The organism is Flavobacterium faecale, from assembly GCF_048320115.1.
In the GTDB taxonomy this organism is placed as follows: domain Bacteria; phylum Bacteroidota; class Bacteroidia; order Flavobacteriales; family Flavobacteriaceae; genus Flavobacterium; species Flavobacterium faecale_A.
In genome coordinates this window covers 2,918,620-2,933,462 of record NZ_CP182943.1, presented here as the reverse complement: position 1 = coordinate 2,933,462, position 14,843 = coordinate 2,918,620, and the positions used below count along the sequence as shown (strand labels likewise).

13 protein-coding genes and 1 tRNA gene are annotated in these 14,843 nt (G+C 34.7%); 1 reads left to right on the top strand and 13 read right to left on the bottom strand.

Features of this window, described 5'->3' with window-relative positions; translation table 11 throughout:
- Window positions 1–1,065: 1,065 nt before the first annotated feature.
- A complete protein-coding gene (locus ACNH59_RS12050; RefSeq protein ID WP_418262780.1) occupies window positions 1,066–1,485 on the top strand; it encodes a DUF6943 family protein in 420 nt (139 codons plus the stop codon).
- A gap of 57 nt (window positions 1,486–1,542) precedes the next feature.
- Here ACNH59_RS12050 and ACNH59_RS12045 read toward each other — a convergent pair whose 3' ends face one another.
- The 13 genes from ACNH59_RS12045 to ACNH59_RS11985 form a co-directional block, all read right to left on the bottom strand.
- Window positions 1,543–2,298 (bottom strand): hypothetical protein, encoded by a 756-nt coding sequence (locus tag ACNH59_RS12045; protein ID WP_418262779.1) that lies wholly within the window; start codon window positions 2,296–2,298, stop codon window positions 1,543–1,545.
- 664 nt (window positions 2,299–2,962) lie between these two features.
- A tRNA-Ser gene (locus ACNH59_RS12040) sits at window positions 2,963–3,047 on the bottom strand.
- Between the two features lie 169 nt (window positions 3,048–3,216).
- Window positions 3,217–4,350 carry a 3,4-dihydroxy-2-butanone-4-phosphate synthase gene (ribB, locus tag ACNH59_RS12035; protein WP_418262778.1) on the bottom strand — a complete coding sequence of 378 codons (1,134 nt, stop codon included), beginning with the start codon at window positions 4,348–4,350 and terminating at the stop codon, window positions 3,217–3,219.
- A 9-nt stretch (window positions 4,351–4,359) separates the two neighbouring features.
- A complete protein-coding gene (locus ACNH59_RS12030; protein ID WP_418262777.1) occupies window positions 4,360–5,808 on the bottom strand; it encodes an LptF/LptG family permease in 1,449 nt (482 codons plus the stop codon).
- Window positions 5,809–5,817: 9 nt separating this feature from the next.
- Window positions 5,818–6,462 carry a LolA family protein gene (locus ACNH59_RS12025; protein ID WP_418264895.1) on the bottom strand — a complete coding sequence of 215 codons (645 nt, stop codon included), beginning with the start codon at window positions 6,460–6,462 and terminating at the stop codon, window positions 5,818–5,820.
- Between the two features lie 50 nt (window positions 6,463–6,512).
- The gene (locus tag ACNH59_RS12020) at window positions 6,513–8,948 is read right to left on the bottom strand and encodes a DNA translocase FtsK (RefSeq protein WP_418262776.1); all 2,436 of its coding nucleotides are present in this window, start codon (window positions 8,946–8,948) and stop codon (window positions 6,513–6,515) included.
- Between the two features lie 18 nt (window positions 8,949–8,966).
- Window positions 8,967–9,341 (bottom strand): diacylglycerol kinase family protein, encoded by a 375-nt coding sequence (locus ACNH59_RS12015; protein WP_418262775.1) that lies wholly within the window; start codon window positions 9,339–9,341, stop codon window positions 8,967–8,969.
- A gap of 10 nt (window positions 9,342–9,351) precedes the next feature.
- On the bottom strand, window positions 9,352–9,849 hold the full coding sequence (gene tpx / locus ACNH59_RS12010; RefSeq protein ID WP_418262774.1) for a thiol peroxidase: 498 nt from the start codon (window positions 9,847–9,849) through the stop codon (window positions 9,352–9,354).
- A gap of 121 nt (window positions 9,850–9,970) precedes the next feature.
- The gene (locus ACNH59_RS12005) at window positions 9,971–10,228 is read right to left on the bottom strand and encodes a DUF6952 family protein (RefSeq protein ID WP_418262773.1); all 258 of its coding nucleotides are present in this window, start codon (window positions 10,226–10,228) and stop codon (window positions 9,971–9,973) included.
- A gap of 125 nt (window positions 10,229–10,353) precedes the next feature.
- Window positions 10,354–10,662, bottom strand: coding sequence for a thioredoxin family protein (locus ACNH59_RS12000; protein WP_418262772.1), 309 nt, complete (start codon window positions 10,660–10,662; stop codon window positions 10,354–10,356).
- 188 nt (window positions 10,663–10,850) lie between these two features.
- A complete protein-coding gene (locus ACNH59_RS11995) occupies window positions 10,851–11,489 on the bottom strand; it encodes a peroxiredoxin (protein ID WP_418262771.1) in 639 nt (212 codons plus the stop codon).
- A gap of 245 nt (window positions 11,490–11,734) precedes the next feature.
- Window positions 11,735–13,195, bottom strand: coding sequence for a Na+/H+ antiporter NhaC (gene nhaC / locus ACNH59_RS11990; RefSeq protein WP_418262770.1), 1,461 nt, complete (start codon window positions 13,193–13,195; stop codon window positions 11,735–11,737).
- Window positions 13,196–13,227: 32 nt separating this feature from the next.
- Complete coding sequence (locus tag ACNH59_RS11985) at window positions 13,228–14,826, bottom strand: glycoside hydrolase family 3 protein (RefSeq protein ID WP_418262769.1); 1,599 nt, start codon at window positions 14,824–14,826, stop codon at window positions 13,228–13,230.
- Window positions 14,827–14,843: the final 17 nt, after the last annotated feature.

The following is a 14,843-nucleotide window of genomic DNA, read 5'->3' as shown; positions in this document are numbered from 1 at the left end:
TATTTTTGAAAAAAAAAAGACATATTTATTTGCAAAAGACATAGTAATCAAGCGGTCTCACTACGGTCGTTCCCTTTGTTCCGTTCGGCTGCTCCAGTCGGTCAACCTTACATTTCCATAAGAAGATTTATCGGTAAATAAGCAATTTATTAATTCTATTCATTAGTTAGGTTTCCCTCCATTCCACAGACACGGCGCAGTCACAATAAAACAGCAGCTTGAAAATAAGCAGCTGTTTTATTGCACTGCTTGTTCCTCATCTTCACACGGTCTCTTCCTGCGTTCGGTCGGGCTTATGCATCCACAATACCGCTTCATTTCGTTACACTCCGCAGGCTACGTTTCACTACATTCCAGCAGTATTATGTCTGCCGCCCTATATTTTTTCAGCGGTTGCTCCTTCGCCCAGCCATCGGGGTTGGCTCGCTCCACAATCTGCATACAATCACTTTTCATGTAAAAGGACGATTATCTTTTCTTTTAAACTTTAGTACTAGTAGGTCGCTATGCCCTAAATCAAGGTACGCCTACGGCTGACTTTTATTTTTTCCCCGCCGTTACACGCTCATATCCGCTACGTTTCGCTCCGTGCCTACGCTCAACTCTCGCGTCTATGGTGGCTGTTCGATTGCCGCAACCCCGCCACTGCGCTCCTCATCCGCAAATAAAGTTCCTTGCCCCCGAAAAAGGGGCACCACTTTATTTGCTCCTTGCGGTGCTTGGGGGTGTTTGATTGCCGATTTCCATAAGAAACATCCCAACCACATAATTACGACTCTGCTATAAAAAAATAAATAAAAAGAAAGTAAAGGTCTGCTACGGTTTCAAATAGTAAAGTTCAAGCCCTACGGGTTTTTGAAAAAATCTCCACCCTTACATTTCCAATTCAACTCCCGTATTAATTTTCACGTGTACAATAAGCAAGAACAGTTGGGTAGTATTTTTTCAAAAAAACTTGACTTAATTTGAAACCTTCACCGAAAGGACGACTTTCTTTTTTTCTTTTTTCTTTTAAAAAATATATGGGGCGGAGCGTAGCGACAGCATAATTTTAAATCCAGAATTATGACTTTTCACAACGTAATTACCTTTCAGCCTCTAAGAGCTATTAATCAGCCCCATTTCTTTATATTAAGTAAAGGTAAAAATGCAGGAAAACCAATAAAAGAAAGTTGTCCAAATTGTTTTTTAATAACGATAAAAAATGAGGAAGAATCAGAAAAATTGTATTGGTTAGCGTACACACTTTGGAAATCTAACTTTTGGCACCAATACCAAATAGGTTCTGTAATTCCTTTTATTAGAATTAGTACATTCAAGATTAATTTTCGCAATGAAGTTATTAAAGCGTATAAGAAACATCAAAAACATCAAGAGTTTGTTAATAGAATTCGACAATTAGAGACATTGCAGCAGCATTATTCGAATACAATTGAACAGATTGAAAAATTAAAGTGGGTATTACTACAAAATCAGTTAAGATAAAAGCAAAAAAAAAGCCTGGTCTAACGACTAGGCTTTATAAAAAAGAAGAACTTAAAATTACATTCCGCTTACTTGAACTAATGCTAAAGGGTTAAAAGCACCGTTTTTCAAAGGATACATACTGCCATTTACTTGTTGAAAAAATTCAATTCCTACTGCAAGAAATAGCGGTTTTGTACTTGTCGGACTTACATTATTTATATGACTAATCACAGCGGTTGTAGTAAAATCCCAAGGTAAAATTGCAGATTCTGAATTGGATGAAACAAAGGTTTCAGCTTCAAAATCTACTTCAGCACCAGCCGAAATAATTTTAAAATGAGTCGTACCACTTGGAGCTGCAATCATATTAGCAGGGATGAAAGAAGGAACATCTACTGTAATTTCACCGGTTGCTCTATTAATACCGCCTGTATAAGGAGCGAACATTGTAGAACCCAATTTACCTCTGATATTAAATTCGAATCCAGTCAATAATTCGGCTTCTCCGTCGATAACGTTTCTTAGACCTCTTTCATTGGTTTGGTCAGCTTGGATAACCTTAACCATAGATTGCGTAAGTCTGCTAACCATTTTACTGTCAGCTGTGTTTAAAAGCAACGTTCTTAAAGCAGTTCTCAAAGTTTTTCCTGCCGTTCCTGCTCTTCCAAATTCCGCTCCATTTTCACGTGTTCTTTGAAAAGCAGGATCATTTTTAATTCTGTTGGCATCAATTCCACCTTTCTCACGTGCTAAATGTCCGTCTTTAGTTTTGTAAAAAGTAATATCCCCGATAGTACCTTTTAATTTAATAATACCATTCTGTCTGGCCATGATTTCTTAATTTTAATTGTTTTACAATTAGATGTTTGTATACCTAAATCTTATGATTTTGATTTAAAATTCGAACATTAAAGCAGAATAGCAATCTAATGTGTCATAATTGAACACATTAGGCAACAAAAGACAAATTTGCCGACTAAAAAATTGCAGAGTATCGTAAATTGCTCAGTAATAAAAAAGAAATGTATCCCAATCAATAATTAAAATTTAGGAACTTTCTGGGTGTATTTATAGTATTGTAAAGCTATGCCAAAGGCATAGATAAAGTATGAAAACCATGACTAGAAGATTATGTATTTACCCGAAGGACATACAGCTCATTACAGGGAAGAGTTATAGGTATAGCGCTAGATTATTGCAGAAAATAAGAACAGAGCTTAAAAAGGATAAAAATGAGTTTGTATCAGTAGAAGAGTTTTGTCATTATACTAGCTTAAGACTTGAAAATGTGCAAAGTTTTATAAGATAGAACATTTTAAATATTAGAGTATCTCGAAATAAGCTTTTGGTACGGCACTAGATACTTTTGAAAACCGCTTAGAAATAAGCGGTTTTTACATTTTAGAAATATTTGAATTGTGGGGATAATGTGGGGATATATTGCAAATAAAAAACCCTAACTCCTTTATTTACAAGGGTTAGGGTTTTCTTTCAGCGGAGAAAGAGGGATTCGAACCCCCGGACCTGTTACAGTCAACAGTTTTCAAGACTGCCGCATTCGACCGCTCTGCCATTTCTCCAGTATGTCGCTATCATTTCGTGATTGCGAGTGCAAATATAAGCAGGTTTTTCGATTTACAAAAACAATTTGAAATAATTTTTTAGTTGTTTTGAAAACTATTTCCCAACCCTTTCATTTCCTTTGTTTTAGCTTGGAATATTTTTTAAAAAAAATATTCTAAAAACATACTAATAGCCTACGTATTCCGTAATTTCAAGACCATACCCAATCATACCTACACGTTTACCTTGTACAGAATTAGACACTAAACGTATTTTAGAAATGTCGATATCATGCAAAATTTGTGCGCCAATACCAAAATCTTTACTATCAATCACAATTTTGGGTGCTTTCATTTGTCCATTTTCTTGTAAAGCTTTTAATTCGCTTAATCGGCTCAATAAGTTTACAGCTTGCATGTCTTGATTGATAAAGATAAAAGCGCCTTTACCGTGGTCATTAATCACTTTAAACATGTCGTCTAGTTGTTGATCTACATTATTAGTTAAAGTTCCTAATAAGTCGTTGTTAACTTGAGAGGAGTGAATTCTTGTCAAAATAGCTTCTCCAAGATTCCAAGTACCTTTAGTAAGGGCGATGTGTATTTGTTTGTTGGTGGTTTGTTGGTAAGCTCGTAAACGGAAAGTTCCAAAACGAGTTTCGATATCAAAATCTTCCTTTTTCTGAATCAAACTGTCGTGTTGCATTCTATAGGCAACCAAAGCTTCAATAGAAACAATTTTTAAATTAAATTTCTTAGCCACCTTCATGAGTTGTGGTAAGCGAGCCATGCTTCCATCTTCATTCATAATTTCAACAATAACTCCCGCAGAGTCAAACCCTGCTAAACGAGCAAAATCGATGGCTGCTTCAGTATGACCAGTTCTTCTTAACACACCTCCTTGTTTAGCTATAAGAGGGAAGATATGCCCTGGCCTAGCCAAATCATGTGGTTTTGTATTGGAATCTACTAATGACAATATGGTTTTAGCACGGTCAGAAGCTGAAATTCCAGTAGTAACACCATGTCCTTTTAAGTCTACAGAAACGGTGAAAGCGGTTTCCATAGGGTCAGTATTATTGGTCACCATGGCATGTAGACCTAGTTCTTTACAACGATTTTCGGTTAGAGGAGTGCAAATCAATCCGCGTCCGTGAGTAGCCATGAAATTAATCATCTCTGGGGTTACTTTTTCTGCTGCTGCAAGGAAATCACCTTCGTTCTCTCTATCTTCATCATCCACAACGATGATAACTTTTCCTTGACGAATGTCTTCAATTGCTTCTTCAATTGTGTTTAGTTGTATTTTACTTGTAACCATGATTGGTATTTATATTTGTTTTTGAAACAGTTTTTTAATAATTTTTTGAATTGGAGTAGTGATAAGGTCCAGATTGATTAATCCGATATCATTAGTAGCTCTGTAGGTTAAAAAAACAGCTACTGGAGTTAGTATAAAAGAGGACATCCATGCACCTAAAAATGGAGTCAAACCATCTTCTTGTGAAATTCTTTTTCCAAAAGTATTGATAAAATGAAAGGTAATAAAAATAAAAACAGCAAATACTATAGGCAAACCAAGCCCTCCTTTTCTGATAATAGCTCCTAAGGGAGCCCCAATGAAGAACATTAAGAAACAAGCATAAGCAATGACAAACTTGTCATAAAGAGCAAGATAATGGCTGTTGATTGTTTTTTGTTTGGTTTCCAAATTTAACTTGGAAGCATCGATATTATAACTGGTGCTAACAATATTGCTTCCAGCTGTTTTTAATATATTTGATTTTTCTTCATTTGTAAACAATGACAAAATATTTTTTGGTATTGGTTTTAGTTTTTTTACGGTATCGGCCGCTATTTTGGTATTTACGCTTAAAGCCGTGATACCTGTTTGATTGTTGATGTTTTCGGCAAATGAAATAACCTCTTTATCTAAATTTTTATGTAACGAATCCAAGGTGTAATTGAGTTCGTTCACATTCAACATGGTATTCGTATTGGAAACATGTTCTTGGTCAACTTCAACTTTATTGAGTTGGGATAAGTCAATGTTAATGGTGTATTTTTTAAAAGCACTTTTAGCAAACGGAAGTTTTTCTCTGTCTTCGTATTTTTTTGGTACAATATCTTCGTAATAGTTACCATTATTCAATACTAATTTCAAAATACTAGATTCTTCACTACTAATTAATTCACCGTCTTTGGCTTTAATAACCGTTTTGCTTCCATCGCCCATATTGGACTTTTTATGAATCGTAATACCTGTTAAACTGTTTCCGTTGTCTCCTGATTTTTTATTGACTTTGATATTGTAAACACCAACATCGCTAAATTGACCTTCGGTGATGGCTAATGCAGGTTTTACTTGAGCAATATTTTTTCTAAAATTAATAAACTTGTATTCTGCGTACGGAATAACGTTATTGGCAAACAAAAAAGCCACAATACTTAATACTGTGATAAAAATAGTTAGCGGTACTAATGCTCTTTGAAGTGAAATACCAGATGATTTCATTGCTGCAAATTCATAGTTTTCTGCCAGATTACCAAAAGTCATAATCGATGCTAATAAGATCGAAAGAGGCAGTACCAGAGGTACAATTCTAGGCATCGAAAACATCAGGAATTTCAGGATCATCGGAGTATCTAGGTCCTTCCCTGCTAATTCCGCTATAAAAAGCCAAATGGTTTGTAATATAAATATGAAAAATAAGATTACAAATACCGTTGTAAATGTAACCAAAAATGTTTTTAATAAGTATCTGTCAAGTATTTTCACTTACCCTGTTTAATCTAATTTATTGATGTAGTAATTTGGATATTTACTTTCGGCAAAGGTAAATTGATTTTTTGACAAAGGTTGGTTGGTTTTAAAAGAATTAACGGTCAAAGTTGTTTTTGTTCCTTTTTTTCCAATTTCGATAAGATTGTAAATGTGTTTCGTGTTCACGTCAATACCTAATAAGATTTCTTTACGTTGGTCTCTTGTATTTATTGGAACTAATTTGATGTATTGTATTTTACGACCTCTAACATCTTGAATGATATCCATGTTGTAACGGTATCCACTGTTAAAAAAAGTTAACATTTTAGAGGGAGTGATGGCATTGTCATCTTTCTCATTAAAACTAGAGATGGTTACTTCTTCATCTTCTGGAACTATGGTATAGGTTTTTTTTCCATCAAAAATTTTAGTGATACCCATAAAGTTCAATACATATTGATTGCCTTTCATGGTCACATTCCCTTTACTATCTTGATTGATGTTTTCCTTAGCATTTGTCAAGCAATATCTAAAATCTATAGTAATGTTGTTATAGCTTTTAACTTTTGCAGTTACTTGATCTAATAACGCTTTTGCTCTTTTATCTTGAGCTTGAATTGAAAAACTGATAAAAAATGCTAAAAATATTAGAGAAAATTTATTAATCATAGTTGTATTAGTATCTCTTTTTGTGTTTTTTAACTTGAATTGCATGGTAGTTAACTGTTTTGTTCGTTGTTTAAAAAATGTTCTAAAGAGGTTAAATCCTGAATATTTACCGAACGTGCTTTACTGCCTTCAAAAGGGCCCACAATTCCAGCGGCTTCGAGTTGGTCAATTAAACGACCAGCCCGATTGTATCCAAGTTTTAATTTTCTCTGTAGCAAGGAAGCCGAGCCTTGTTGAGCGCTAACAATAACTTCGGCGGCTTCTCTAAAGAGAGTATCTCTTTCGGATATATCCACATCAAGATTAATGCCATTTTCTTCACCAACAAACTCTGGAAGTAAATAAGCGGTCGCATAGGCTTTTTGTGATCCAATAAAATCAGTGATTTTTTCCACTTCTGGAGTATCAATAAAGGCGCATTGCACACGAACCACATCATTTCCATTAGTGTATAATAAATCACCACGCCCGATTAGTTGGTCGGCACCTTGTGCGTCCAAGATAGTACGAGAGTCTATTTTAGAGGTCACTCTAAATGCAATACGGGCTGGAAAATTGGCTTTGATTAAACCAGTAATAACGTTTACCGATGGACGTTGCGTAGCAATAATTAAGTGAATACCAATGGCACGAGCTAATTGTGCCAAACGAGCAATTGGAATTTCAACTTCTTTACCTGCAGTCATAATTAAATCAGCAAATTCATCGACAACTAAAATGATGTAGGGTAAAAAACGGTGACCGTTTTCGGGGTTTAATTTTCTAGACTTGAATTTTTCATTATATTCTTTGATGTTACGCACCATGGCATCTTTTAATAAAGAATAACGATTATCCATTTCTACACAAAGAGAGTTTAGGGTGTTGACAACCTTAGCATTATCTGTGATAATGGCATCTTCTGTATCGGGTAGCATGGCAAGGTAGTGTCTTTCTATTTTGTTAAAAAGAGTCAATTCTACCTTTTTAGGGTCAACTAATACAAATTTAACTTCAGCTGGATGTTTTTTATACAACAATGAAGTTAATACAGCATTTAATCCTACCGACTTACCTTGTCCTGTGGCTCCCGCCATTAGTAAGTGAGGCATCTTGGCTAGATCAACCACAAAAGTTTCATTAGAAATGGTTTTTCCTAAAGCAATAGGGAGTTCCATTTCAGCTTCTTGAAACTTAGCTGAACCAATTACACTTTTCATAGAAACCATGGTAGGAGTCTTATTTGGGACTTCTATACCGATAGTACCTTTTCCCGGAATAGGCGCTATGATTCTAATTCCTAAAGCTGATAGCGATAAGGCAATATCATCCTCAAGACTTTTAATTTTTGAGATACGGATTCCAGCTTCAGGAACAATCTCATATAATGTAACAGATGGGCCAACAGTGGCTTTAATCTGAGCGATTTCAATTTTGTAATTACGTAGGGTATCTACAATTTTATTTTTATTTTCCTCTAATTCTTCCTGGTTGATGGTAATTCCGCCAGTAGAATATTCTTTTAATAAGTCTAAGGTTGGAAATTTGTAGTTGGATAAATCAAGAGTCGGATCAAAAAGTCCAAAATCAGAAACCAATTTTGAAGCCAGATTCTCTTCAATAATATCTTCCTCAGGAGCAGATTCTATAACAAATGATTCTGTGCCATTGGTTGGTTCTGCTATTTTTTTCTCAAATGGAGGTGGTGTCGCAGTATCTAATTGTATTTCAGAAGCATTTTGAATTGTAGGTTTTAAATCTTCTTTTTTGATTTCAAACTGTGAAGGTCTAGTGGTTAAAACCATTTCTTCTTCTTTTAAATCTTCATCAGCTACAGCAAATTCTTCTAGATTGTAGGAGCTATCGTTGTTTGTAACAGCTGTTGTGGCCAAATTAGCTGTTAAATCTTTTTTGGTGTTTTCAAAAAAGGATTGAATTCTATCCGGAGATAATTTTAGTTTAAAAATAGCGTAAATGACAATTCCAAAAATCAGTACCAGTAAGGTTCCTGTTTTTCCAATGTAATCTTGCATGAATAAATTCAGTTCATAGCCCACTACTCCACCCAATTCGGGTAAAGAAGTTGCAAAAAAGCTCAACAAAATTGAAATGATAATCAAGGCAAATAAATCCCAAAACCATATTCTTTTGAGTTTAGCAGCTGGTAAGCCAATAATCAAATACGAGCCCGTCAAGAAAAAAAGGCGTACAAATAGAAACGAAGCCAATCCAAATCCTCTGTATACCATTAAATCTGCTAAATAGGCCCCAAATTTCCCTAACCAGTTATGAACCGTTTCAGATCTATTGCTGAGTTCATTTACAGCACTTTGATCTTCTTGTCCGTAAATATAAAAGGAGATAAAAGCTACTAATAAAGCAATTGAAAACAATACCAAAAGACAGCCTAAAACTATTTTGTGCTGTCTAGTGATTTTAAATGTTTTTGTTTCTTTAGCATCAGCATTAGCTTTCTTGTCTAAAGTTTCTTTTCTTGATTTCGCCATTTGGGAATGTGCTATTGCCTACAGAAATAGGGGCAGATATATGATTAAACCGATAATTATTGCTGTGATAGCAGCAAAAAAGACAGAGCCAGCAGCAATGTCTTTTATAAAACCTATTTTTTCATGATAATCAGGATGAATGAAGTCGGCAATTTTCTCAACTGCAGTGTTTAAGCCTTCAATACTTAATACCAATCCAATAGCAAAAGTTTGAAATAGCCATTGTGTGGATGTGATTCCAAAATAAAAGCCTGCTCCAGTCAAAATCAGACCTAATGAAAATTGAACCATTACACTATGTTCAGTAGTAATTAGCTTTAAGGCTCCTTTGAAGGCATACGAAATGCTTTTTAATCTTCCAGTAACAAAAGAATTGTCTTTTTGAAACTCCATCGATAACAGATTAAAGTACTGCTAAGGCAGCTTCGTAATTAGGTTCGTCAACAATATCCCCTACTTGTTCTGTATGAAGAATTGTTCCATCAGTGTCACACACAATGATAACTCTTGAATGCAAACCAGCTAATGGGCCATCTACAATTTGTAAACCATTAGTTTTACCAAAACTTCCTTCAGGGAAATCAGATAAATTCAAAACATTAGTAATCCCTTCTGCTCCACAAAAACGTTTTTGTGCAAAAGGTAAGTCTCTAGAAATACACAATACTGCTGTATTGTCTAATTGCGCAGCTTTTTGGTTAAATGTTCTAACCGAAGTCGCACAGGTCCCTGTATCGATACTAGGAAATATATTCAAAATCAGCCTTTTACCTAAAAAATTACTCAAAGACACAATTGAAAGATCTTCTTGAACTAATTTAAAATCTGCTAATTTTGATCCTACTTTTGGTAATTCACCTATAGTGTTTATTGCATTTCCTTTTAATCTAATTGAAGCCATATTTTTTGTTTTTATTGAGGTTCAAAAGTATGAAATTTATTTAAGAATTAGGTTTTATAAATTAAAAAAACGCACCTAAAATAGAGTGCGTTTCTCAAGAAAAAAATAAAACTTTTTTTATTTACTTATCAATAGAGCCCATTACACGCTTCATAAAAGTGTTTAAGGCCTCTTTTTTATCAGTTCCGCTTTTGACTAATTTTTGCACTTCTAAGGCACCATACATATTTGAAATCAACTCTCCAATCACATCTAATTCTTCGTCTTTTAAGGAGCTAATTTCAGTCATAGCTTCCAAGACTTCAATTGTTTCAATGATGTAGTCTTGGTCGTTTTCTTCAATAAATTGAGTCAGATGTTTTATTACAGGTAGCTTCATTGTTAATTGGGATTTGGGAATGTGTGAATTGGGATTGACGATTTAAGAGCAACGATTTCTGATTTTTGAATAAAAACGATTTGGTTTTAAATCCAAAATTTAAAAATCCTAATTCTTTAATGTTTTTAAAGAATCTCGTTTACCAATTCGATTAAAACCTCTTGTTTGTTGGTTTGAGTTTCATTGACTAATTTTCCATTTACAAAAGTGGCAAAAGTAGGCAGATTACTTACATTAGCTAGTTTTCTAGATTCGGGGAAGTTTTCAGCATCTACTAAGGCAAAAGTTACCGCTTGGTTTTCAGTGGCTAATTTTTTAAATTTAGGTTTCATAATTCGGCAATTCCCACACCATGAAGCTGAAAATTGAACCACCACTTTATTATTTTCAGCCACTAAATTGGCTAAAGTATCTTCGTTTAATTCGATTAACATTTTTTTTGAATTTCTAAGTGAATAAGTATCTAAGTTGCTAAGTTTATTTAAATTCTTTTGGAATATAATGACTTAGCAACTTTAGAATCTTTTTACTTAATTAATTATTAAGTTGTAATTTAGAAGATTAGATTTAAGTTTGAATTTTAGCGATTCATAAACTCAGAATCTTAGTGACTTCTAGAAAATTAGTTAGCGCTCAAGTAAGCAGCAGTACTCAATCTGTCAGCACTCATTGCTTCTTTTCCAGCTTCCCAGTTTGCAGGACAAACTTCACCTTTTTGCTGAATATGCGTGTAGGCATCAATCATACGTAAATACTCGTTTACGTTACGTCCTAATGGCATATCGTTTACGCTTTCGTGGAAAATCTTTCCCGTCTCATCTACTAAATAAGTAGCTCTGTAAGTTACGTTAGAACCTTCGATGATTAAAGAATCTGTTTCTTCATTGTACTCAGAAGATTCAATATCTAAAATCCCTAAGATTGAAGATAAGTTACGAGTAGTATCAGCCAAAATAGGGTAAGTTACTCCTTCGATTCCACCATTGTTTTTTGCTGTGTTCAACCAAGCAAAGTGAACTTCATTTGTATCACATGAAGCACCAACCACGATAGTATTTCTTTTTTCGAACTCAGGTAAAGCAGCTTGAAAAGCGTGTAATTCTGTTGGACATACAAAAGTGAAATCTTTTGGATACCAAAACAAAAGTACTTTTTTATTGTTCTTTGTAGCTTCTTCAAAGATGTTAATTTTTAAGTTGTCACCCATTTCTGAGATAGCATCAACTGCAATACTTGGGAATTTTTTTCCTACTAAAGACATAATGATATTATTTTTAATTAATTTCTGGTGGCAAAAATAGGGGTTCTTGATTGTTTATTTCAATCAATTGCAATTATATATCTTTATGAGTTAATAGGTTTTGGTTATTGCGGTGTTTTTTAATTAATTAAAACAATACAAATCAACTGTTTACAAAAAAAAAAAAAAACTTTAAAGCATAATGCAATTGCAATCCAACAGCGCATAAAGAAAACTGGTATCCTCAAGTAAACAAAAGTCTATTATTATACTGCTGTTTCAGGTTGTAGTAATTGCTTGATTTTGATTTGGAAAGCTGCAAAAATCAAAGTCGTGAATGGACTTAAAAGATTGAAAATAGCATAAGGCATGTAATCAATGGTTGACACTCCCAAAGTCCCTGACTGATAGGCTCCACAAGTGTTCCAAGGGATTAGAACCGAGGTTACAGTTCCTGCATCTTCAAGAGTGCGACTCAAATTTTCGGGTGCTAGGCCTTTTTTCTCATAAGCTTTGGCAAACATTTTTCCTGGAACTACAATCGATAAATATTGATCAGAAGCGGTTATGTTAATCGCTAAACAACTACCCACCGTACTAGCAAACAAACCAAAAGTAGTATGTGCCATTTTTAAAAGTGTTTGACTGATGCGGGCTAATGCCCCAATGGCATCCATAATACCCCCAAAAACCATCGCACAAATAATAAGCCAAATAGTGCCTAACATTTTTTGCATACCGCCAGAAGCAAACAAATCTGCTAGTGTTTTGTTAGTCGTTGGGATGACAACATCACGGGTAATAGCATTCATAACCCCTTTGTAACCTGATTCAAAGGTCATTTGACTAACACCTGCAATTTGATTGATGATGTGGGGTTGAAAAATGAGCGCAAAGAGCGCTGCGAAGAGCGTTCCAATCAAAAGTGCTATTAAAGGTTCTGTTTTTTTAATGATTAATCCAATAACAACGACAGGAACCACAAACAACCAAAGAGAAACATTGAAAGTGTTTTGGATGTCATTTAATAATGTTCCAATATTGACATTGCCTTTACTTTCAACATTCAGTCCCATGATAATAAAAATGACTAAAGTCAAAACATATGTTGGAACTGTCGTCAAAGTCATATAGCGAATATGGGAAAACAAATCTGTTCCAGCCATGGCAGGGGCTAGATTAGTAGTGTCCGACATAGGAGAGAGTTTATCACCAAAATACGCTCCTGAAATCACGGCACCTGCCACCATCCCTAAGTCAAATCCCAATGCGTCACCTACACCAATAAGTGCAATACCAACCGTAGCACTGGTAGTCCAGGAACTTCCAGTAGCAATAGATATAATAGAGCAAATAATTAAAGTAGCGGGTAAAAAGATAGCAGGACTTAATATTTGCAAGCCATAATAAATCATTGTAGGAATAATCCCGCTCACCAACCATGTTCCTGCCAAAGCACCCACCATAAGCAAAATTAAGATAGCCCCAACGGTTGATTGGATATTACTTGCCACTTCTTCCATCATTTTATGGAAAGTTACCTTATTGAAAAAACCAACGATGGCTGCGATAGCACCTCCAATTAGTAGTACGAATTGGTTGCTACCACTTAGTGCTTCATCTCCAAAAACGTACACATTATACCCTAATAAAAAAACGATTGCTAGCACAGGAATCAATGCCTCCCCTATTGATAACTCTTTATTTCTGTGAATTTTGGGCTCCATAAGTAAAAGTATAAATAGGATATTAGTTTTGCTTAAATATTTTGTAATGCTACAGGTAATCTGCCCGTTGTGACGATATTATTCAATAGCAATTGCGCTGCTGTTTCTTGAAACTCGTTAAAATCTTGATAGACTTGAATGATTCCAGTGGCTTTTTTTAGATTGGGAATCACTTGCAATGCATAAGGATTACCAAAAAGACACAAGATACATTTTTTAGTTTCAAAAAGGTTGGCTAGCAGTTCTAAAATAGCATCCTCTATTTCGAAATTTTGCATAGGCTTGGCCTTTGGAACAAATAAAGCGATGATTAAAGTATCTGTGTTTTCGTTAATTTTACTAAAATTAAAACTCGTTATAGCGTCTCCATTTTCTAATGAAAAAGATTGTGCTTCTATCGAATTCTTAATGGTTGTTGAAAATATATTTTCAGCATTTTTATAAAGACTTAGAATTCCTAAATTATGATTTTTAGAAGCTTCTAATAGTAATTTTTTATGGTTGTAATTTTTTATGGTTGTAATGCTCTTTTGAGCAATTTTTTTATTCAAAAGTGAAGCCGTTTTAAAATCAAGTTGGTATTCTGTTTTGGATTTTGAATCCAATAAACCAACTTTTTTCTTGCAATTCATAATGCGGTTGTAGCTGGCTTCGATACGTTCTGGTGTCGCATTTTTAAGAATTTCTTGAATACCTTCAGAAACATTTTCGGCAAAGCACAAAACATCATTACCTGCGTTAAAAGCCTCCCATTCTAATTCACCTTTAGTATCGTATAACTTAGAAACGCTATGCATATTTAACGCATCCGAAATAACCAAGCCGTTATAATTTAACTGATTACGAAGTAAATCTTCAATAACTGCTTTAGACAAAGTTGCTGAAGTATTTTTACCGTCATTTAAAGCTGGAACCGCCAAATGCCCTATCATAATCGAATCAACATCCTGTTTAATTCCTTCAATAAAAGGATACAATTCATTGGCCATTAATTCCTCTAAACTTTCTTCCAGAATAGGTAATCCTAAATGAGAATCGACATTAGTGTTGCCGTGTCCTGGAAAATGTTTCAAACAGCCCAAAACTCCTACCTCATTCATTCCCTTTAAATATTCCGTTGCAAAACGAGCAACTTTTTCTTTATTTTCACCAAAGGAACGATAGCCAATCACAGGATTATTTGGATTATTATTAATATCTGCCAAAGGAGCTAAATTATAATGAATGCCAGCCGATTTTAAGTCCAAGCCAATTTGTTTTCCAACATCGTAAACCAAAATGGATTCACTTTCAGGCAATGCACCAAGGGTAATAGCAAACGGGTATTGTGGTGTTTTTTCCACGCGCATAGCCAATCCCCATTCGGCATCAATACTCATCAAGAGCGGAATGGAAGCGCTTTTTTGGTAACGTACAATCAAATCTTTCAATTGACCGTAACTATCGTCGTTGAAAACAATCGGTTTCTTGCTCTCATAATTGGTAGCGGCACTGGCACGAGAATGAAAAAATGTCAATCCGCCAATATGATGCTCTCGAATCATTTTTTCTGTGGCTTGGATGTTTTCTTCCGTATCGTTAATGAATACTGCTGGGAAAAAAAATTGCCCTATTTTTTGTTCTAATGTCATTGCTAATCTTGAATGTT